The 18,610-nt window shown below is 68.5% G+C and carries 21 protein-coding genes; 18 read left to right on the top strand and 3 right to left on the bottom strand.

The window, feature by feature from the left end; genetic code table 11:
- Positions 1 to 13: 13 nt before the first annotated feature.
- From G6N28_RS07985 to G6N28_RS07975, 3 genes are all read left to right on the top strand, one after another.
- Positions 14 to 763, top strand: a complete 750-nt coding sequence (locus G6N28_RS07985) for a phosphoglyceromutase (RefSeq protein ID WP_163899124.1) — start codon at positions 14 to 16, stop codon at positions 761 to 763.
- Between the two features lie 130 nt (positions 764 to 893).
- Positions 894 to 2,075 carry a PAS domain-containing sensor histidine kinase gene (locus G6N28_RS07980; protein ID WP_163899121.1) on the top strand — a complete coding sequence of 394 codons (1,182 nt, stop codon included), beginning with the start codon at positions 894 to 896 and terminating at the stop codon, positions 2,073 to 2,075.
- 9 nt (positions 2,076 to 2,084) lie between these two features.
- Positions 2,085 to 2,771, top strand: a complete 687-nt coding sequence (locus G6N28_RS07975) for a response regulator (RefSeq protein ID WP_163899119.1) — start codon at positions 2,085 to 2,087, stop codon at positions 2,769 to 2,771.
- 51 nt (positions 2,772 to 2,822) lie between these two features.
- Here the strand turns inward: G6N28_RS07975 and G6N28_RS07970 are convergent, their stop codons facing one another.
- The gene (locus tag G6N28_RS07970; RefSeq protein ID WP_163899116.1) at positions 2,823 to 3,599 is read right to left on the bottom strand and encodes a DUF3109 family protein; all 777 of its coding nucleotides are present in this window, start codon (positions 3,597 to 3,599) and stop codon (positions 2,823 to 2,825) included.
- A gap of 32 nt (positions 3,600 to 3,631) precedes the next feature.
- Between G6N28_RS07970 and G6N28_RS07965 the strand changes: the two genes are divergently transcribed.
- From G6N28_RS07965 to G6N28_RS07925, 9 genes are all read left to right on the top strand, one after another.
- The gene (locus G6N28_RS07965) at positions 3,632 to 4,636 is read left to right on the top strand and encodes a Ppx/GppA family phosphatase (protein WP_163899113.1); all 1,005 of its coding nucleotides are present in this window, start codon (positions 3,632 to 3,634) and stop codon (positions 4,634 to 4,636) included.
- Positions 4,637 to 4,662: 26 nt separating this feature from the next.
- On the top strand, positions 4,663 to 5,805 hold the full coding sequence (locus tag G6N28_RS07960; RefSeq protein WP_163899109.1) for an Rv0497 family membrane protein: 1,143 nt from the start codon (positions 4,663 to 4,665) through the stop codon (positions 5,803 to 5,805).
- A 28-nt stretch (positions 5,806 to 5,833) separates the two neighbouring features.
- Positions 5,834 to 6,679: a sugar phosphate isomerase/epimerase family protein gene (locus tag G6N28_RS07955; RefSeq protein WP_163899105.1), complete on the top strand. Its 846-nt coding sequence runs from the start codon at positions 5,834 to 5,836 to the stop codon at positions 6,677 to 6,679.
- A 26-nt stretch (positions 6,680 to 6,705) separates the two neighbouring features.
- Entirely contained in the window at positions 6,706 to 7,518 is an 813-nt protein-coding gene (locus G6N28_RS07950) for a thioesterase family protein (protein ID WP_163899102.1), read from the top strand.
- 29 nt (positions 7,519 to 7,547) lie between these two features.
- Complete coding sequence (gene proC, locus G6N28_RS07945; protein WP_179962037.1) at positions 7,548 to 8,420, top strand: pyrroline-5-carboxylate reductase; 873 nt, start codon at positions 7,548 to 7,550, stop codon at positions 8,418 to 8,420.
- A gap of 142 nt (positions 8,421 to 8,562) precedes the next feature.
- The gene (locus G6N28_RS07940; protein WP_046752438.1) at positions 8,563 to 8,826 is read left to right on the top strand and encodes a helix-turn-helix domain-containing protein; all 264 of its coding nucleotides are present in this window, start codon (positions 8,563 to 8,565) and stop codon (positions 8,824 to 8,826) included.
- An 85-nt stretch (positions 8,827 to 8,911) separates the two neighbouring features.
- On the top strand, positions 8,912 to 9,013 hold the full coding sequence (locus tag G6N28_RS07935; protein WP_003402602.1) for a 30S ribosomal protein bS22: 102 nt from the start codon (positions 8,912 to 8,914) through the stop codon (positions 9,011 to 9,013).
- 31 nt (positions 9,014 to 9,044) lie between these two features.
- Entirely contained in the window at positions 9,045 to 10,145 is a 1,101-nt protein-coding gene (locus G6N28_RS07930) for an SDR family oxidoreductase (RefSeq protein WP_163899096.1), read from the top strand.
- A gap of 38 nt (positions 10,146 to 10,183) precedes the next feature.
- Positions 10,184 to 11,257: a lysophospholipid acyltransferase family protein gene (locus tag G6N28_RS07925; protein ID WP_163899093.1), complete on the top strand. Its 1,074-nt coding sequence runs from the start codon at positions 10,184 to 10,186 to the stop codon at positions 11,255 to 11,257.
- Between the two features lie 18 nt (positions 11,258 to 11,275).
- On the opposite strand, the gene G6N28_RS07920 is transcribed toward G6N28_RS07925, so the two are convergent.
- Entirely contained in the window at positions 11,276 to 11,815 is a 540-nt protein-coding gene (locus G6N28_RS07920; protein ID WP_163899090.1) for an FAS1-like dehydratase domain-containing protein, read from the bottom strand.
- A 55-nt stretch (positions 11,816 to 11,870) separates the two neighbouring features.
- On the bottom strand, positions 11,871 to 12,788 hold the full coding sequence (locus G6N28_RS07915) for an HAD family hydrolase (protein WP_235674501.1): 918 nt from the start codon (positions 12,786 to 12,788) through the stop codon (positions 11,871 to 11,873).
- A 39-nt stretch (positions 12,789 to 12,827) separates the two neighbouring features.
- On the opposite strand from G6N28_RS07915, the gene G6N28_RS07910 reads away from it, so the two are divergent.
- The 6 genes from G6N28_RS07910 (at position 12,828) to G6N28_RS07885 (ending at position 18,608) form a co-directional block, all read left to right on the top strand.
- Positions 12,828 to 13,082 carry a glutaredoxin family protein gene (locus G6N28_RS07910; RefSeq protein ID WP_163899087.1) on the top strand — a complete coding sequence of 85 codons (255 nt, stop codon included), beginning with the start codon at positions 12,828 to 12,830 and terminating at the stop codon, positions 13,080 to 13,082.
- A gap of 79 nt (positions 13,083 to 13,161) precedes the next feature.
- Positions 13,162 to 14,505, top strand: coding sequence for a glutamyl-tRNA reductase (locus tag G6N28_RS07905; protein WP_163899084.1), 1,344 nt, complete (start codon positions 13,162 to 13,164; stop codon positions 14,503 to 14,505).
- 3 nt (positions 14,506 to 14,508) lie between these two features.
- On the top strand, positions 14,509 to 15,459 hold the full coding sequence (hemC, locus tag G6N28_RS07900; protein WP_163899082.1) for a hydroxymethylbilane synthase: 951 nt from the start codon (positions 14,509 to 14,511) through the stop codon (positions 15,457 to 15,459).
- A gap of 16 nt (positions 15,460 to 15,475) precedes the next feature.
- Positions 15,476 to 17,170 carry a bifunctional uroporphyrinogen-III C-methyltransferase/uroporphyrinogen-III synthase gene (locus tag G6N28_RS07895; protein WP_163899080.1) on the top strand — a complete coding sequence of 565 codons (1,695 nt, stop codon included), beginning with the start codon at positions 15,476 to 15,478 and terminating at the stop codon, positions 17,168 to 17,170.
- A 62-nt stretch (positions 17,171 to 17,232) separates the two neighbouring features.
- Complete coding sequence (gene hemB, locus G6N28_RS07890; protein WP_163899078.1) at positions 17,233 to 18,165, top strand: porphobilinogen synthase; 933 nt, start codon at positions 17,233 to 17,235, stop codon at positions 18,163 to 18,165.
- The gene (locus tag G6N28_RS07885; protein WP_163899076.1) at positions 18,162 to 18,608 is read left to right on the top strand and encodes a hypothetical protein; all 447 of its coding nucleotides are present in this window, start codon (positions 18,162 to 18,164) and stop codon (positions 18,606 to 18,608) included. Before hemB ends, G6N28_RS07885 begins: the two co-directional genes overlap by 4 nt.
- Positions 18,609 to 18,610 lie beyond the last annotated feature (2 nt).

Raw genomic sequence — 18,610 nt, 5'->3', positions numbered from 1 at the left:
TAGGCTCGTCGACATGGGAAATTCCACGCTCATCCTGCTGCGCCACGGCGAAAGCGACTGGAACGCCAAGAACCTGTTCACCGGGTGGGTCGACGTCGACCTGACCGACAAGGGCCGCGCTGAAGCCATCCGTGCCGGTGAGTTGATCAAGGAACTGGACCGCCAGCCCGACGTGCTCTACACGTCGCTGCTGCGCCGGGCGATCACCACCGCCAACCTCGCGCTGGACAAGGCCGACCGGCACTGGATCCCGGTGCATCGCGACTGGCGGCTCAACGAGCGCCACTACGGCGCGCTGCAGGGGCTGAACAAGGCCGAGACCAAGGAGAAGTACGGCGAGGAGCAGTTCATGGCGTGGCGGCGCAGCTACAGCACCCCGCCGCCGCCGATCGAGCTCGGCAGCACCTACAGCCAGGACGCCGACCCGCGCTACGCCGACATCCCCGGCGGCCCGCCGCGCACCGAATGCCTCAAGGACGTCGTCGAACGGTTCGTGCCGTACTACACCGAGGTGATCGAACCCGACCTGCGCGCAGGCAAGACCGTGCTGATCGCCGCGCACGGCAACTCGCTGCGCGCGCTGGTGAAGCACCTCGACGGCATGTCCGACGAGGAGGTCGTCGGCCTCAACATCCCCACCGGCATCCCGTTGCGCTACGACCTGGATTCCGACCTCAAGCCGACGGTCATCGGCGGGCAGTACCTGGACCCCGAGGCCGCCGCGGCCGGGGCGGCCGCCGTCGCGGCCCAGGGCGCCAAATAGGGCGAGAAACCCCCGGTGCGGGCAAACATTCGGTGAACAGCGGTCGAATACCTGAGATTTGTTGTGTGACTTATCTCGATTACGCCGCACGCTGCTGGGATGACGTTCACCGTATGCGTACGCTTTTCGCGTGAGTGTCGTATCGGCGCTACTGCTCGCGGCGGTGGTGCTGCTCGCACTGGTGATCGGTGTCGGGCTCGGGGCGGGCCTTGCTCCCCGCTGGATCGAGCGTCGGCGCCGCCGGGCCGCCCAACAGGCCGGCATCACCGTCTCGCAGATGCTCGAGCACGTGCTCTCCCAGTCGCCGGTGGGCATCGTCGTGGTCGACAAGTTCCGTGACGTCGTCTACTCCAACCAACGCGCGCGTGAGCTGGGCCTGGTCACCGACCGGCTGCTCGACGACCGGGCGTGGCTGGCCGCCGAACGCACCCTGGCCACGGGGGAGGACGCCGAGGTCGACCTGTCGCCACGCAAACGCAGCACGCCGGGACGGTCGGTGCAGTCCATCCGCGGGCACGTGCGGCTGCTGACCGAACAGGATCGCCGGTTCGCGGTGGTGTACGTCGACGACCTCTCCGAGCACGCGCGGATGGAAGCCACGCGCAGAGACTTCGTCGCCAACGTCAGCCACGAGCTCAAGACCCCCGTTGGCGCGATGAGCGTGCTCGCCGAGGCACTGCTGGCATCCGCCGACGACCCCGAGACCGCGCGCCATTTCGCCGAGAAGATGCTGGCCGAATCGCACCGGCTGGCCAACATGGTCGGCGAGCTGATCGAACTGTCCCGGCTGCAGGGCGCCGAACGCCTGCCCGATCTGGAAGCCGTCGACGTCGACACCGTGGTGTCCGAGGCGCTGTCGCGCTACAAAGTGGCGGCCGACAACGCCGACATCGCGATCACCACCGACGCGCCGACCGGCTACCAGGTCCTCGGTGATCAGACGCTGCTGGTGACCGCCGTGGCCAACCTGGTCGCCAACGCAATCGCGTACTCACCCAACGGATCTTCGGTGTCGATCAGCAGACGTCGACGCGACGACCATATCGAGATCGCGGTCACCGACCGCGGCATCGGCATCGCCCCCGAAGACCAGGAGCGGGTTTTCGAACGCTTCTTCCGAGTGGACAAGGCGCGCTCACGGGCCACCGGCGGCACCGGCCTCGGGCTGGCCATCGTCAAACATGTCGCCGCCAACCACAACGGATCGATCCGGCTGTGGAGCCGGCCTGGTACGGGATCGACGTTCACGCTGTCGATTCCGGCATATCCCCATACTGGAAACGAAGATGCGCACCGCGAACGAGAGGACTAGCGAAACAAAATGACCAGCGTGTTGATCGTGGAGGACGAGGAGTCCTTGGCTGATCCCCTGGCCTTTCTGCTCCGCAAGGAGGGCTTCGAGGCCACGGTGGTGGCCGACGGCCCTTCGGCGCTGGCCGAATTCGAGCGGGCCGGTGCCGACATCGTCCTGCTCGACCTGATGCTGCCGGGGATGAGCGGAACCGACGTGTGCAGGCAATTGCGTTCGCGCTCAAGCGTTCCGGTCATCATGGTGACGGCCCGCGACAGCGAGATCGACAAGGTCGTCGGCCTGGAGCTCGGCGCCGACGACTACGTCACAAAGCCGTACTCGGCGCGTGAGCTGATCGCGCGTATCCGCGCGGTGCTGCGGCGTGGCGCCGAGACCGACGACAATGGGGTCGGTGACGGCGTGCTGGAGGCGGGTCCGATCCGGATGGACGTCGAACGGCACGTGGTCACCGTCAACGGTGAGACGATCACACTGCCGCTCAAGGAATTCGATCTGCTCGAGTATCTGCTGCGCAACAGCGGACGGGTGCTGACCCGAGGGCAGCTCATCGACCGGGTGTGGGGCGCGGACTACGTCGGCGACACCAAAACCCTTGATGTGCACGTGAAGCGGCTGCGGTCCAAGATCGAGAGCGACCCCGCCAACCCGGTGCACCTGGTCACGGTGCGCGGCCTGGGTTACAAGCTCGAGGGCTAGCGATTTCGGAGTAGTTTGTCACGCTGACCGTGACGAAATACGCCGAAATCCCTATTCGGCCGCGCGGGTGGCGGGGTGGACCGCGATGAGCCCTAACGCGCTGCGCCGCTTGCACATCGCGGCCAGCTCGGCGTAGGCCTTCTCGCCGAGCAGTTCGGTGAGCTCGGGGGCGTAGGACTCCCACACCTGTTTGGCGCCGACGTGCGCGGCCGGGTCGCCGGAGCAGTACCAGTGCAGGTCCGCACCGCCCTCACCCCAGCCCCTGCGGTCGTACTCGGTGATCCAGGTCTTGAGAATCTCCGAGCCGTCCGGGCGCTCGACCCAATCCTGCACCCGCCGGATCGGCAGCTGCCAGCACACGTCGGGCTTCATCGTCAACGGCTCGACGCCCAGCTTCAGCGCCTTGCTGTGCAGCGCACACCCGATCCCGCCGGGAAACCCCGGCCGGTTCAGAAAGATGCAGGCGCCCTTGTATTTTCGGGTGCGCAGGTTGGGTTCGCCGTCGTACTCGTCCATTTCGAGGTAGCCCTTCTTGCCCAGGCCCTTGTCCCGGAACTGCCAGTCCTCGTCGGTGAGCTGCTCGACGGCGTCGTCGAGGCGGGCACGGTCGTCGTCGTCGGACAAGAACGCCCCGTGCGAACAGCACCCGTCATCCGGGCGGCCCGCCACCGTGCCCTTGCACGCGGGCGTGCCGAACACACACGTCCACCGCGACAGCAGCCATGTCATGTCGGCGGCGATCAGATGCTCGGGGTTGTCGGGGTCGTAGAACTCGACCCACTCACGGGCGAAATCGAGTTCGACCTCTCCGGGGTGTGTGCCAGTCACGTATCCAACGGTAGACCGATTAAGTTGGGAGAGTGCGATTAGGCGTGCTCGACGTGGGCAGCAACACCGTTCACCTGTTGGTGGTGGACGCGCGCCGCGGTGGTCATCCGACGCCGATGAGTTCCACCAAGGCCTCGCTGCGGCTCGCCGAATCGATGGACTCGTCGGGCAACCTGACCCGCAAGTGCGCCGACAAGCTGGTCCGCACCGTCGACGAGTTCGCCAAGATCGCCGCCAGCTCCGGGTGCGCGGAGTTGATGGCGTTCGCCACCTCGGCCGTGCGCGACGCCACGAACTCCGATGCCGTGCTGGCACGGGTGCAGGCCGAGACCGGGGTGGAGCTCAAGGTGCTCAGCGGCGTCGACGAGTCCCGGCTGACCTTCCTGGCCGTGCGCCGCTGGTACGGCTGGAGCGCCGGGCGCATCGTCAACATCGACATCGGCGGCGGCTCGCTGGAGCTGTGCAACGGCGTCGACGAGGAGCCGGAGGTGGCGCTGTCGCTGCCGCTGGGCGCGGGCCGGCTGACCCGCGAGTGGCTGCCCGACGACCCGCCGGGCCGACGCCGGGTCGCGATGCTGCGCGACTGGCTGGCCACCGAGCTGGCCGACGCCGGCGCCGAGGTGATCAAGGCCGGTGCCCCCGACCTGGCCGTGGCGACCTCCAAGACGTTCCGCTCACTGGCCCGACTGACCGGCGCGGCACCGTCAGGAGCAGGGCCGAGGGTGAAACGGACGCTGACGGCCACCGGCCTTAGGCAGCTCATAGCTTTCATCTCTAGGATGACCGCTGCTGACCGAGCGGAGTTGGAAGGGGTGAGCAGCGACCGGGCGCCGCAGATCGTGGCCGGGGCGTTGGTGGCTGAGGCCAGCATGAACGCGCTTTCTGTGGAGACCGTGGACATCTGCCCGTGGGCGTTGCGGGAAGGGCTGATTCTGCGGAAACTCGACAGCGAAACCAACGGTAGCGGCCTTAACGGCCATACCGAGAATGAGAATCCGGTCTCGGTGGAAACGTCCGGACGGAATGCTGGACGATAGGTGACGAGGCCCAGAGGCGACAGACGATGACAGGATCAGACGACAGCAGCAGCACACGACCGATCTCGGTTGCGGAGCTGCTCGCGCGCAACGGCACCATCGGTGCCCCACCCATCGGTGGTCGACGCAGGCGACGCCGCGGCGCCACCGGCTCGGTCACGGTCGCCGAGCTCACCGGCGAGATCCCGATCGTCCGCGCCACCGACACCGACGAAGCTGAGGCCACCGACACCGCGCAAGACACCGCCGACACCGAGGCCGTCGAGGCCGTCGAGGCCGTCGAGACCGTCGAGACCAACGGCGCCGTCGACCAGGATGTCGTCACCGAGGCCGAGCCCGACACCGTAGAGGCGCCCGAAGAGGCAGCCGCCCCCGACGTCGAGGAGGCCGAGACCACCGCGGCCGAGGCCACCACCGACGTCACCGACACCGAGGCCACCGACGTCACCGATACCGACGAAGCCGAGGCTACCGAGGACGAGGCCGACGACTACGCCGACGCCGTCGCCGACTACGCGGCCTACATCGAGCACCGCGAGAAAGACGTCGACCTGGACTTCTTCGCGCCACCGCGGCGCTCGGAGTCGCGCCCCAAGTCGACCGCCGCGGTGGACGCCGAGACGATGAGCCCCGACCCGGTCATCGGCTGGGCCGACGCCCCGGCCGGGGAGGACGACGCGGACGTCGCCGAACTGGACAAGGCCGCCGAAGACGCCGACGACGACGAGCTGCCGTCATACCTGCGCTCCAGCGACAGCGACGACAGGTTGTTCGGCGGCCCGACGGTCGACGACGACCTCACCGCCCGCGACACCCGCCCGGGCCCAGAGGACATCGATCTCGAGGACCACGAGGACCTCGACGAAGACCTTGACGAAGATCTCGACACCGCCGCCCCCTCGCGGATGTCGGCGATCCTGCGGGCGGCCTGGGTGGTCGGGCAGTGTGTCGTCGCCGTCGCGTTCGGCGCGGGCCTGTTCATCGCGTTCGACCAGCTGTGGAAGTGGAACAACATCGTCGCGCTGGTCTTGTCGGTGCTGGTGATCCTGGGTCTCGTCGTCGGCGTGCGGGTGGTACGCAAGACCGAAGACATCGGCAGCACGCTGATCGCGGTGGCCGTCGGGGCCCTGGTCACGTTGGGCCCGTTGGCGCTGCTGCAGTCGGGCTAGGCGGCCGGCCGATAACCCGATAAGCACCGTGCGCCCCGCCATCAAGGTCGGTTTGTCGACGGCCTCGGTCTACCCGCTGAGAACCGAGGCCGCGTTCGAGTACGCCGCGCGGCTGGGCTACGACGGCGTCGAGCTGATGGTGTGGGCCGAAACGGTCAGCCAGGACGTCGAGGCCGTCGCGAAGCTGTCGAAGCGCTACGGGGTGCCGGTGCTGTCGGTGCACGCGCCGTGCCTGTTGATCTCGCAGCGGGTGTGGGGCGCCAACCCGATCCCCAAACTCGAACGCAGCGTGCGCGCCGCCGAGGAGCTGGGCGCCCAGACCGTCGTCGTGCATCCGCCGTTTCGCTGGCAGCGCCGCTATGCCGAGGGGTTCAGCGAGCAGGTCGCCGAACTCGAGGCGTCCAGCCACGTGATGGTCGCGGTGGAGAACATGTTTCCGTTCCGCGCCGACCGGTTCTTCGGCGCCGGCCAGACGTCGATCGAGCGGATGCGCAATCGCGGCGGCAAGCCCGGCCCCGGCTTCTCCGCGTTCGCCCCGTCCTACGACCCGCTGGACGGTAACCACGCCCACTACACGCTCGACCTGTCCCACACCGCCACGGCGGGCACCGATGCGATCGACATGGCCCGCCGGATGGGTGACGGGCTGGTGCACCTGCACCTGTGTGACGGCAGCGGCGCATCCACCGACGAGCACCTCGTGCCCGGCCACGGCACCCAGCCCACCGTCGAGATCTGCCAGACGCTGGCGGCCAGCGACTTTTCCGGGCATGTGATCCTTGAGGTGACCACGTCGGGCGCGCGGACCGCTGCCGAACGCGAGGCGCTGCTGACGGAGTCGCTGCAGTTCGCCCGCGCGCACCTGCTGCGCTGACACCCCGCTGACGGAGGAAACCGCCCATGCCTGGCTCCACCCTGTTCACCGACGCGATGGCGCTCACCAAGGTGGGCGACGGCGTGTACGACGGTGAGCTCAACGAGCACTGGACGATCGGGCCGAAGGTGCACGGCGGGGCGATGCTGGCGTTGTGCGCGAACGCGGCCCGCACCGAGCACGCCGGCGACGGCGTCGAGCCGATCGCGGTGTCTGGCAACTTCCTGTGGGCGCCGGACCCCGGGCCGATGCGGGTCACCACGACGGTGCGCAAACGCGGTCGCCGGGTCAGCCTCATCGACGTGGAGCTCAACCAGGGCGAGCGCACGGCGGTGCGCGCCGCGGTCACGTTGGCCGAACCCGAGCAGCACGTCGCGCCGCTGTTGTCGGTGAACCCGGTCGTTCCGCTCATGCCGCCCGAGCCGCCGCCGGGCCTGGAGCCGATCGGCCCGGGCCATCCGATGGCCGACATCGTCCACCTGGCGCGCGGCTGCGACATCCGGCCGTCGCTGACCAGCTTCGCCCCCCGCACCGACGGCGGGCCGCCGATCATCGAGTATTGGGTGCGGCCCAAGGGCGCCGCCCCGGATGTGTTGTTCGCGCTGCTGTGCGGCGACGTGTCGGCCCCGGTGACGTTCGGCGTCAACCGGTTCGGATGGGCGCCGACGGTGCAGCTGACGGCCTACCTGCGCGCCCGTCCGGCCGACGGCTGGCTGCGCGTGCTGTGCACGACGGTGCAGATCGGCCAGGACTGGTTCGACGAAGACCACATCGTCGTCGACTCCGAGGGCCACATCGTGGTGCAGACCCGCCAACTCGCGATGGTGCCGAGCGCGTAGCCCGGCACGCATCTGCAATGCTTTGGCGCATGGCCAGAATCGCGATCGTCGGTGGCGGAGGCATGGGTGAGGCGCTGCTGTCCGGGTTGCTGCGCGCCGGGCGGCAGGTCAAGGACCTGGTGGTGGCCGAGAAGGATCCCGACCGCGCGAAGTACCTGGCCGAGAAGCACTCGGTGTTGGTGACGTCGGTCGCCGACGCCGTCGGCACCGCGACGTACGTGATCGTCGCGGTGAAGCCGTTCGACGTCGAGGGCCTGGTCGCCGAGATCGCCGAAGCCGCGGCCCAGGCCGAAAGCGACACGGCCGAACAGGTTTTCGTCACGATCGCGGCGGGTGTCACGACCGCCTTCTTCGAGAACAAGCTGCCCGCCGGTGCGCCCGTCATCCGGGTGATGCCCAACGCGCCGGTGGTGGTCGGCGGGGGCGTGAGCGCGCTGGCCCCCGGCCGGTTCGCGACCGCGCAGCACCTCAAGGAGGTGTCGGCGATCTTCGACGCCGTCGGCGGAGTGCTGACCGTTCCGGAGTCCCAACTCGACGCCGTCACCGCGCTGTCGGGGTCGGGCCCGGCGTACTTCTTCCTGATGGTCGAGGCGATGGTGGACGCCGGCGTCAACGCGGGGTTGTCGCGGTCGGTGGCCACCGAACTCGTGGCGCAGACCATGGCCGGGTCGGCGGCGATGTTGCTGGATCGGCTCGACCAGACCCAGGCGGCCGGCGGTACGGACGCGCCCCCGGCCATGGACACGTCCGCCGCCGCGCTGCGCGCGACGGTTACCTCGCCGGGCGGTACCACCGCGGCTGGTCTGCGGGAACTGGAAAAGGGCGGTTTGCGGGCGGCGGTGGCCAACGCCGTGGAAGCCGCAAAAACCCGCTCTGAGCAGCTCGGAATTACATCTGGGTAATTCAATTAATTCCGATCGAATAACCCACACCCGTCGCAGTAACCCCACAAGCCACGCTATTCTCCTCCTTGTAAGCACGGGTTGGGATGCCAGCGGAGGGGAAGCCGCTGGAACGGCCCGTGCCTTGAATGATTGGGTTGCGATGACGTCTATGAACGGGCCATCGGCGCGGGATTCGGCTAGTGGCAAGTCGGCACGTGACACCGGCTCCGCCGACAGCCAGCCGCCACGAGCTCAATTTCTCACCGTCGCCGAAGTGGCGAGCCTGATGAGGGTCAGCAAGATGACCGTGTATCGGCTGGTGCACAACGGAGAGCTGCCCGCCGTGCGGGTCGGCCGATCGTTCCGGGTGCACGCCAAGGCTGTCCACGACATGCTGGAGAGCTCGTACTTCGACGCCGGCTAGACCGAGCCGTTTTCCGTTCGCCGAGGTGGTCCCGGTAAGGTAGCCGGGTCAAGCAATGCCATAGGTAGCGGAGACTTCGGAGTTCATGGGTTCAGTCATCAAGAAGCGGCGCAAGCGGATGTCGAAGAAGAAGCACCGTAAGCTGCTTCGTCGCACCCGGGTGCAGCGTAGGAAGCTCGGCAAGTAACTTTCGCCCGCGGTCGCTAGGCTGACCGGATATGGATTCCGAGGGTCGCTCTTTCGGGCACGCTGACGGGTCTGACTCACGCGAGAGCGTGCATTATCCGAAGGTCGTTCTGGTCACCGGGGCGTGCCGGTTCCTTGGCGGATACCTCACCGCCCGGCTGGCGCAGAACCCGTTGATCAACCACGTCATCGCCGTCGACGCGATCGCGCCGAGCAAGGACCTGCTGCGCCGGATGGGCCGCGCCGAGTTCGTGCGCGCCGACATCCGTAACCCGTTCATCGCCAAGGTGATCCGCAACGGCGACGTCGACACCGTGGTGCACGCGGCCGCGGCGTCCTACGCCCCGCGCTCGGGCGGGCGGGCCACGCTCAAGGAACTCAACGTGATGGGCGCGATCCAGCTGTTCGCCGCCTGCCAGAAGGCGCCGGCGGTGCGCCGCGTGGTCGTCAAGTCGACGTCGGAGGTGTACGGCGCCAGCGCCCACGACCCGGTGATGTTCACCGAGGACAGCAGCGCAAGGCGCCCGCCCCGCGACGGGTTCGCGCGCGACAGCATCGACATCGAGGGCTACGCGCGCGGCCTCGGCCGGCGCCGCACCGACATCACCGTGACAATCCTGCGGCTGGCCAACATGATCGGGCCCGCGATGGACACCGCGCTGTCGCGCTACCTCGCCGGGCCGGTGGTGCCCACCGTCGTCGGGCACGACGCGCGGCTGCAGCTGCTGCACGAGCAGGACGCGCTCGGCGCGCTGGAGCGGGCGACGATGGCGGGTAAGCCGGGGACCTTCAACATCGGCGCTCCCGGGATCATCATGATGAGCCAGGCGATCCGGCGGGCCGGCCGGATACCGCTGCCGCTGCCGCGACCGGTTTTGGCCGCTGCGGATTCGCTGTGGCGCGCAACTCGCTACACTGAGCTGGATCGCGAGCAGTTGGACTATTTGAGTTACGGCAGGGTCATGGACACCACGCGAATGCGCAATGACCTTGGCTTCAACCCGAAGTGGACAACCGTGGAGGCCTTTGACGACTACGTCCGGGGTCGCGGCTTGACTCCGATCATCGACCCCGGCTGGGTACGCTCAATGGAGAGTCGGGCCGTGGCAGCGGCGCAACGGTGGGGAAGGTAGACGCAAACTCTACAGATAACCGGGAGAAGGTAACGAACGTGGCGGGCGAGCCGAAGGCGAAAGTCATTCCGCTGCATAAGAATTCGAGTCGTGCAGCGGCTCAGCGGCGGTCTGCCGCACGTGCCGAAGGCGCTCGCCGTCGACATCCCTCGGTGCTCTCCGATCCGCCCGGCGGTGCGTCAGCCGAACAGATCGCGGCCGTCATCCACGAGATCGACGAGCACCGCGGTGTGGTCGCGGGCGCCGCGGCCGCAAGCGAGGCGACGCCCACCGAACTCGCCAAGCACATCGCGGTGGTGGCCGAGTTCATCCGCAAGCGGATGACCGGTGACTACCCGGTCGACGAGTTCGGCTTCGACTCGCACCTCAACAACGCAATCTTTTTGCCTTTGCTGAGGGTGTTTTTCAAGTCCTGGTTCCGGGTTGAAGTCAGCGGGATCGAAAACCTGCCGATCTCCGGCGCGGCGCTGGTGGTGGCCAACCATGCGGGCGTGTTGCCGTTCGACGGGTTGATGACGTCGGTGGCGGTACACGACCACCATCCGACGCACCGCGATCTGCGTCTGCTGGCCGCCGACCTGGTCTTCGACCTGCCGGTGCTCGGCCACGCCGCGCGCAAGGCGGGCCACACGATGGCCTGCACCGCCGACGCGCACCGACTGCTGGCCGCCGGCGAGCTGACGGCCGTCTTTCCGGAGGGCTACAAGGGTCTGGGCAAGCACTTCAAGGACCGCTACAAGCTGCAGCGGTTCGGCCGGGGCGGGTTCGTGTCGGCCGCGCTGCGCGCCAAGGCGCCCATCGTGCCGTGCTCGATCGTCGGCTCCGAGGAGATCTATCCGATGATCGCCGACGTCAAGCTGCTGGCCCGACTGCTCGGGCTGCCGTATTTCCCGATCACGCCGTTCTTCCCGCTGGCCGGGCCCGCGGGGATGGTGCCGTTGCCGTCGAAGTGGCACATCCAGTTCGGCGAGCCGATCGAGACCGCAGGCTACGACGAGTCGGCCGCCGAGGACCCGATGGTCACCTTCGAGCTGACCGACCACGTGCGCGAGACCATCCAGCAGACCCTGTATCAGCTGCTGGCCAATCGGCGCAACACGTTCTTCGGCTGAGCGTCACGCGCCGAATTGTTAACTGCCCTTAGCGGTTTGCTTGGCAAGCATCTTCTTGAGCGCCTCATCGCGGGCCGCCGCGATCTGCTCGGTGACCTCGTCGGCTTCGGTGTCGGAGGCGGCCTCGCCCATCACGGTCACGACACTGGTGATCACCGGCCTGCCCTCGGCGTCGGTCACCTCACCGCGGATCTCGGTGACCACCGCGCCGTGCGACTCGGTCACCGAATCCAGATACGAATCGAAGTACAGGCGGTCCCCGGCCAGGATGGGCCGGTGGAAGGTCAGCTTCTGGTCGCGGTGTAGCACCCGCTCCATGTTGATCGGCACGTCGAACTGGTTGAAGATCTCCAACTGCACCCGACGGCCCGCGACCGCCAGGAACGTCAGCGACGCGATCAGCGAGTCGTGGCCGCACTCCTTGGCGGCGTCCTCCCAGTAGTGCGCCGGATGCTCGTCTTTGACCGCCCTGGCGAATTCACGGATCTTTTCCCGGTCCACCTCGAAGTAATCCGGGTAGCGGTAGTGGGTTCCGACGATCTTTTCGGCAATGCCCATGAAGCGATCTCTTCTTTCGGGGTCAGCGGGCGCGAGCCTATCAGCGCCTGGCCGCTCACTTGCCGTCCTGGCGGCGCGACGCGATGGCCGCCAGCGCCCCGCCGACCGCGCCCAGGGCCAGCGCCGACGGCACCCCGATGCGCGCGGCCTTGCGGGCGGTGCGGAAATCACGGATCTCCCAACCGCGCTCACGGGCAAGCTCACGCAGATCGGCGTCGGGGTTGATGGCCACCGCCGTGCCGACCAACGACAGCATCGGCACGTCGTTGAAGCTGTCCGAGTACGCGGTGCAGCGCTTGAGGTTGAGCCCCTCGCGGATGGCCAGCGACCGCACCGCGTGCGCCTTGCCGGTGCCGTGCAGGATGTCGCCCACCAGCCTGCCGGTGAACACGCCGTCCACCGACTCGGCGACGGTGCCCAGCGCCCCGGTCAGCCCCAGCCGCCGGGCGATGATGGCCGCCAGCTCGTACGGCGTCGCGGTGACCAGCCAGACCTGCTGGCCCGCGTCCAGATGCATCTGCGCCAGCGCGCGGGTGCCCGGCCAGATCTTGTCGGCGATGATCTCGTCGTAGATCTCCTCGCCCAGCGCCACCAGCTCGTCGACCGATCGTCCCTCGATGAACGCCAGCGCCTTGCGTTTGCCCTCGGCGACGTCGTCGCTGTTCTCGCGGCCGATGAGCTGAAACTTGGCCTGCGCGTAGATGAACTTGGCGATGTCGCGGTAGGTGAAGTAGTCGCGCGCGGCCAGCCCGCGGGCGAAGTGCACCATCGACGACCCGTGCACCAGGGTGTTGTCGACGTCGAAGAACGCCGCGGCGGTCAAATCCAGCGGCGGTGGCGGCCCAGTGGTGACCTCCTCGGTGGCCAACTCCGTGACAGCCGCCTCGGCGCTGGCTTCACCGGCGACCTGTTGGGCTTCGGGCGTGGACGGCCCCGCCAGCTGTTCCGTCTCGATGCGACCGGAATCGGACACGAAATCAACCCTAAGTCACGCACCGGTCATACTGCTGACATGGACCGGCGGGTGCAGTTGCTGACACGGGAGGGGTGTGCGGTCTGCGCGGGCGCGGCCACCCAGCTCAGGAGGCTGGCCGACGAGCTCGGGTTCGCGCTGACGATCACCGACGTCGACGCCGCCGCGGCCGGCGGGGACTCGGCGCTGCGCGCGGAGTTCGGCGACCGGCTTCCCGTGGTGCTGCTCGACGGCAGCGAGCACAGCTACTGGGAGGTCGACGAGCCACGGTTGCGGGCGGACCTGGCGCCGTGAAATCCCCGGTCGGCAGTATGCGCGAAATTTGGTTACCTAACTGTCCAGCGGCTACCGTGGATCGCATGGTGATGCGGCCGTGAGCGTGTTGCTTTTTGGTGTTTCGCACCGCAGCGCGCCGGTGTCGGTCCTCGAGCAACTGAGCACCGACGAGGCTGAACAGGCAAAGATCGTCGACCAGGTGCTGCAATCCCCCCTGGTGACCGAGGCCATGGTGCTGTCCACCTGCAACCGGGTCGAGGTCTACGCCGTCGTCGAGGCGTTCCACGGCGGCCTTTCGGTGATCGGGCAGGTGCTCTCCGAACACTCCGGCATGTCGCTGAGCGACCTGACCAGATACGCCTACGTGCGGTACGCGGAGGCCGCGGTCGAGCATCTGTTCGCGGTGGCCAGCGGGCTGGATTCGGCGGTGATCGGCGAACAGCAGGTACTCGGGCAGGTCCGCCGCGCCTACGCCGCCGCCGAGGCCAACAGGACCGTCGGGCGCACCCTGCACGAGCTGTCCCAGCGCGCGTTGTCGGTGGGCAAGCGGGTGCACACCGAGACGGGTATCGACGCCGCGGGCACGTCGGTGGTGTCGGTGGCGCTGGGCATCGCCGAAACCAAGCTGGACTCGCTGGCCGGGCGCACCGCGGTGGTGATCGGCGCCGGCTCGATGGGCTCGTTGTCGACCAAGCAGCTCATCCGCGCCGGTATCGAGAGCGTGCACGTGGTGAACCGGTCGGTGACCAGGGCCCGGCGCCTCGCCCAGCACGTCCGTGCCCAGGGCGTGGCCGCCGAGGCCTATCCGCTCGATCACATGGCGGGCGTGCTCGGCGAGGCCCACGTCGTGGTGTCGTGCACCGGCGCGGTGCGGCCGGTGGTCTCGCTGGCCGACGCGCATCGCGGCCTGGCCGGGCGCTCCGAGCGCGAACACCTGGTGATCTGCGACCTCGGTATGCCCCGCGACGTCGACCCGGCGATCGCCGGTCTGCCCGGCGTTTACGTCGTCGACATGGAGCGCATCCAGCGCGAACCCTCGGCCCGCGCCGCGGCCTCCGACGCCGAGGCCGCCCGCGGCATCGTCGCCGCCGAGGTTGCCAACTACCTGGCCGGGCAGCGCATGTCCGAGGTCACCCCGACCGTCACCGCGCTGCGGCAGCGCGCCGCCGACGTCGTCGAAGCCGAGTTGCTGAGGCTGGACAACCGGCTGCCGGGCCTGGACGCCGCGCACCGCGCCGAGGTCGCCAAGACCGTGCGCCGGGTGGTCGACAAGCTGCTGCACGCCCCGACCGTGCGCGTCAAGCAACTGGCCAGCGCGCCGGGCGGCGACAGCTACGCCGAGGCACTGCGCGAGCTCTTCGAACTCGACCAGCAGGCCGTCGATGCCGTCGCCGCTGGTGAATTGCCTTTGATGGCAACCGAAATCGACCAACCCGAGTAACGCTTGACCAAACGTCGCCCAAAACTTCGGATCGGCACCCGCGGCAGCCTGCTGGCCACCACCCAGGCGGGAACCGTTCTGGACGCCCTGACCGCCCGCGGGTACGACGCCGAGCTGGTCATCATCTCCACCGAGGGTGACCGCAACCTTGGCCCGATCGCCGACATCGGGGTGGGGGTCTTCACCGCGGCCCTGCGCGAGGCCATCCACGACGGCCGCGTCGACATGGCCGTGCACTCCTGTAAAGATTTGCCGACCGCCGCCGACCCGCGGTTCATGATCGCCGCAACGCCGCCGCGCGAGGACCCTCGCGACGCCCTGGTGGCCCGCGACGGGATGGTGCTCGGAGAGTTGCCGGCGGGCTCGCGGATCGGCACATCGAGCCCGCGGCGGATCGCACAGCTTAGAGCATTGGGTCTCGGTTTGGAAATCCGCCCCCTAAGAGGCAACCTAGATACCAGGTTGAACAGGGTTAGCAACGGTGATCTCGACGGCATCGTGGTCGCACGTGCGGGATTGTCCCGCATCGGACGGCTGGCCGATGTCACCGAGACTCTCGAGCCGGTGCAGATGTTGCCAGCGCCGGCTCAAGGTGCGCTCGCGGTGGAGTGCCGCGCAGACGACACCGAGCTTGCCGCGCAGCTGGCGGAGTTGAACGACGCCGACACCCGCGCAGCGATCACCGCTGAACGAGCCCTGCTCGCCGAACTGGAGGCGGGTTGTTCCGCACCGGTGGGCGCGGTCGCCGAGGTGGTCGAGTCCATCGATGAGGACGGCCATGTCTTCGAAGAGCTGTCGCTGCGCGGCTGCGTGGCGGCGCTGGACGGATCCGACGTGATCCGCGCGTCCGGGATCGGCACTCCCGATCGGGCACGAGAGTTGGGGCTCTCGGTGGCCAGGGAGCTGTTCGAGCTGGGGGCGCGCGAAATCATGGCGGATCGCACTGAGCTGTAGAGCGGAGTGACGAGAGATGACAGGCCAGAGTAGCGGGCGAGGTCGCAAGCCGAAGCCGGGCCACATCACGTTCGTCGGCTCAGGCCCGGGAGATCCCGGCCTGCTGACGTTGCGGGCCCGCGCGGTGTTGGGCAACGCCGCCCTGGTGTTCACCGATCCCGACGTGCCAGAAGCGGTCCGGACCCTGGTGGGTTCCGAGTTGCCGCCCCCGGCGGGGCCGGAGCCCGCCGAAAAACCCAAGGACGCCAAGGAAGGCAAGGACCTCAAGGATGTGGAGGTCGGCGACGACGACGAAACCTCGACCATCCCCGGCGGCCCGGACATCCGGTCGGCCGTCGGCGATCCCTCCGAGGTCGCCAAGGCGCTGGCCGCCGAGGCCCGCACGGGTGTCGACGTGGTGCGGCTGGTGGCGGGTGACCCGTTGTCGATCGACGCGGTGATCACCGAGATTTCCGCATTGGCGCGGACGCATCTGAACTTCGAGATCGTGCCGGGCCTGCCCGACACCACGGCGGTGCCCACCTATGCCGGGCTGCCGCTGGGGTCGTCGCACACGGTCGCCGACGTCCGCGGCGACGTCGACTGGGGGGCGCTGGCCGCCGCGCCGGGACCGCTGATCCTGAAGGCGACCGCCACGCATCTGCCCGACGCGGCGCGCACGCTGATCGAGTACGGGCTGACCGACACCACCCCCGCGGTCGTGACCGCCAACGGCACCACGTGCCAGCAGCGTTCGGTGGAAACGACGTTGGCCGGGCTGCTCGACAAGGCGGTGCTGGAGAAGCCCGCGGGTATGGAACCGTCGGGCCCGTTGGCCGGACCGCTGATCGTGACGATCGGCAAGACGGTGAACCACCGCGCGAAGCTGAACTGGTGGGAAAGCCGCGCCCTGTACGGCTGGACGGTACTGGTGCCGCGCACCAAGGACCAGGCCGGCGAGATGAGCGAAAAGCTGATCGGTCACGGCGCGACGCCGATGGAGGTGCCGACGATCGCCGTCGAGCCGCCCCGCAGCCCCGCGCAGATGGAGCGCGCCGTCAAGGGACTTGTCGACGGCCGGTACCAGTGGGTGGTGTTCACCTCCACCAACGCGGTGCGCGCGGTGTGGGAGAAGTTCAAGGAGTTCGGGCTGGACGCGCGCGCCTTCTCCGGGGTGAAGATCGCCTGCGTCGGTCAAGCCACCGCGGACCGGGTGCGTGCCTTCGGTATCGAGCCCGAGTTGGTGCCGTCGGGTGAGCAGTCCTCGCTGGGTCTGCTCGAGGACTTCCCGCCCTACGACGACGTGTTCGACCCGGTGAACCGAGTGTTGTTGCCGCGCGCAGACATTGCGACCGAGACCCTCGCCGAGGGGCTTCGTGAGCGCGGCTGGGAGATCGAGGACGTCACCGCATACCGCACGGTGCGCGCCGCGCCGCCGCCTGCCCACACCCGCGAGATGATCAAGACCGGTGGTTTCGACGCGGTGTGCTTCACGTCGAGCTCGACGGTGCGCAACCTGGTCGGTATCGCGGGTAAGCCGCACGCGCGCACCATCGTCGCGTGCATCGGGCCCAAGACGGCCGAAACCGCAGCCGAATTCGGTCTGCGCGTGGACGTGCAGCCCGAGGTCGCCGCGGTGGGGCCGCTGGTCGACGCGCTGGCCGAGCACGCGGCACGGCTGCGGGCCGAGGGCGCGTTGCCGCCGCCGCGCAAGAAGAGCCGTCGGCGGTAGCCACCGGAGGAGCCGGAGTGTTTCCGCGTCACCGTCCCCGTCGGCTGCGATCCAGCCCGGCCATGCGCCGACTGGTTGCTGAGACCTCGTTGGAGCCAAGGCATCTGGTGTTGCCGATGTTCGTCGCCGACGGCATCGACGAGCCGCGGCCGATCGCCTCGATGCCCGGCGTCGTGCAGCACACCCGGGACTCGCTGCGCCGCGCAGCCGCCTCCGCGGTGGCCGCGGGTGTGGGCGGCCTGATGCTGTTCGGGGTGCCGCGCGAGGAGGACAAGGACCCCGGCGGGTCGATCGGGGTGGCACGCGACGGCATCCTCAACGCCGCGCTGCGCGACCTGGCCAAGGATCTGGGTGACGACACGGTGCTGATGGCCGACACCTGCCTCGACGAATTCACCGACCACGGCCACTGCGGCGTGCTGGACGCGACCGGCCGGGTGGACAACGACGCGACCAACGCCAAGTACGTCGAACTGGCGGTGGCCCAAGCGGATTCCGGGGCGCACGTGGTCGCACCGAGCGGCATGATGGACGGGCAGGTCGCCGCGATCCGCGACGGCCTGGACGCGGCGGGCCACACCGACACCGTGATCCTGGCCTACGCCGCCAAGTTCGCGTCCGGCTTCTACGGCCCGTTCCGTGAGGCCGTGGCGTCCAGCCTGAGCGGGGACCGTCGCACCTATCAGCAGCAGCCCGGCAACGCCCGCGAGGCACGCCACGAGGTGCAGCTGGATATCGACGAGGGCGCCGACATCATCATGATCAAACCGGCGATGGGATACCTGGACGTCGTCCGCGCCGCCGCCGACGTGTCGCCCGTTCCCGTTGCGGCCTACCAGGTTTCCGGCGAGTACGCGATGATCAGCGCCGCGGCCGCCAACGGCTGGATCGACCTGCAGACCGTCGCGCTGGAAACGCTGACCGGCATCAGGCGAGCGGGTGCCGACATCGTGCTGACCTACTGGGCGGCCGAGGTCGCCGACTGGCTGGCGTGACCTGGGGTTCCGAGGGGCAGGCGTCACAGCCCGAGCCGCAGTCGTCCGACGGTAGACCGCCGGACGTCGAAACCGGGTTCTGGCTGTGGGTGATCGCGCTTCCGCTGATGATCACCGGATATCTCGTCGACGTGTTCGGATCGGCCGAACGTGCGGTGCCATTTCCTGTGGCCGTCCTGACGGTGATGTTCGTCGTGATCCTCTCGGCGGTGGTACTGACGTTCCTGATCCTCATGCGCCACGGCTACCGGTGGGCCCGCACGCTGTTGACCGGCGGCGGCGTGGCTTCGGTGGTGTACATGGCGAGCAGCCTGTTCACCGACGAACGCCACACCGTGGCGGCCTTCACGTATGCGGTGTGCGCCATCGTCGGATCGGTGTTGATCATCGGCGGGGCGGTGCTGCTGCACCGCAAGGACGCCCAGGCGTTCTTCACCCGTTAGGC

The sequence above is a fragment of the Mycolicibacterium pulveris genome (genome assembly GCF_010725725.1).
GTDB classification, from domain to species: domain Bacteria; phylum Actinomycetota; class Actinomycetes; order Mycobacteriales; family Mycobacteriaceae; genus Mycobacterium; species Mycobacterium pulveris.
Note: the sequence above shows the minus strand (reverse complement) of the source record. Positions and strands in the feature narration are given on the sequence as shown.

What these genes read in the sequence shown, in the direction of transcription:
- G6N28_RS07985 (WP_163899124.1), top strand. Translation starts at nt 14, where the DNA reads ATGGGAAATTCCACGCTCATCCTGCTGCGCCACGGCGAAAGCGACTGG.
- G6N28_RS07975 (WP_163899119.1), top strand. Translation starts at nt 2,085, where the DNA reads ATGACCAGCGTGTTGATCGTGGAGGACGAGGAGTCCTTGGCTGATCCC.
- G6N28_RS07960 (WP_163899109.1), top strand. Translation starts at nt 4,663, where the DNA reads ATGACAGGATCAGACGACAGCAGCAGCACACGACCGATCTCGGTTGCG.
- G6N28_RS07950 (WP_163899102.1), top strand. Translation starts at nt 6,706, where the DNA reads ATGCCTGGCTCCACCCTGTTCACCGACGCGATGGCGCTCACCAAGGTG.
- proC (WP_179962037.1), top strand. Translation starts at nt 7,548, where the DNA reads ATGGCCAGAATCGCGATCGTCGGTGGCGGAGGCATGGGTGAGGCGCTG.
- G6N28_RS07940 (WP_046752438.1), top strand. Translation starts at nt 8,563, where the DNA reads ATGACGTCTATGAACGGGCCATCGGCGCGGGATTCGGCTAGTGGCAAG.
- G6N28_RS07935 (WP_003402602.1), top strand. Translation starts at nt 8,912, where the DNA reads ATGGGTTCAGTCATCAAGAAGCGGCGCAAGCGGATGTCGAAGAAGAAG.
- G6N28_RS07930 (WP_163899096.1), top strand. Translation starts at nt 9,045, where the DNA reads ATGGATTCCGAGGGTCGCTCTTTCGGGCACGCTGACGGGTCTGACTCA.
- G6N28_RS07920 (WP_163899090.1), bottom strand. Translation starts at nt 11,815, where the DNA reads ATGGGCATTGCCGAAAAGATCGTCGGAACCCACTACCGCTACCCGGAT.
- G6N28_RS07910 (WP_163899087.1), top strand. Translation starts at nt 12,828, where the DNA reads ATGGACCGGCGGGTGCAGTTGCTGACACGGGAGGGGTGTGCGGTCTGC.
- G6N28_RS07895 (WP_163899080.1), top strand. Translation starts at nt 15,476, where the DNA reads ATGACAGGCCAGAGTAGCGGGCGAGGTCGCAAGCCGAAGCCGGGCCAC.
- hemB (WP_163899078.1), top strand. Translation starts at nt 17,233, where the DNA reads ATGCGCCGACTGGTTGCTGAGACCTCGTTGGAGCCAAGGCATCTGGTG.